This is a genomic window from Streptosporangium nondiastaticum (assembly GCF_003011965.1).
Taxonomy (GTDB): Bacteria; Actinomycetota; Actinomycetes; order Streptomycetales; family Streptomycetaceae; genus Streptomyces; species Streptomyces nondiastaticus.
Genome location: NZ_PXWG01000331.1, coordinates 1 through 666 on the forward strand (window position 1 = coordinate 1; position 666 = coordinate 666).

Annotated in this window: 1 protein-coding gene; it reads right to left on the minus strand. The window is 80.2% G+C overall.

The features are described 5' to 3' along the window. On the minus strand, positions 1 to 666 hold a 666-nt coding region (locus B7P34_RS37990; RefSeq protein WP_223268622.1), incomplete at both ends, for a cell division protein PerM.

Below are 666 nucleotides of genomic sequence, written 5' to 3' on the forward strand. Positions count from 1 at the left end.
GACCTCCGCGAGCCGCTCGGCCGGCATGCCGCCCAGCGCGACCCTCCGCCGCAGCCACCGCAGCACCAGCGCCCCCGGCACGCTCACGGCCGTCGTCCAGGCGAGCGCGGCCGCGCCGACCAGCCGGCCCGAGGGCCCGAACGTCGCGAGGACGGACACGCCCAGCGAACCGCCCGCCGCGTAGGCCAGCAGGGTGAGGACCAGCGCGCAGAAGAGGGAGCCGAGGGCGGCGATGCCCGCGGTCTCGCCCGCCCCGCTCCGCGCGAGGTCCGCGGAGCGCCGCGGCACGGCGGCGTAGGCGACGGTCACCCCGGCGGCGATGCTCACCGCGGCCGAGGCCGCGAGCGGCAGCGGCTCGGCGGGGCCCGGCGTGGGGAGGATCGCGAAGAGCGGGAAGGACGGCAGCAGCGGGTAGGCCGTGATCCCGAGGGGCGCGACCGCGCCGGCCGCGCCGACGGCGAAGCCCGGGCCGAGCCCGTAGGCCGCCGCCCAGACCACGGCGTTGGGCAGCAGCGCGAAGCACAGCAGCAGCACCGCGGCGCGGCCCGACCAGGCCGCCGTGATCTGCAGGAGGGACTCGCGGGCGGCGCCCGCGTGGACGGCGAGGGAGCCCGCGAGGAGGACGGCGGCGCCGCTGAGCAGGACGACGGTGCCGGCCGCCGCGGC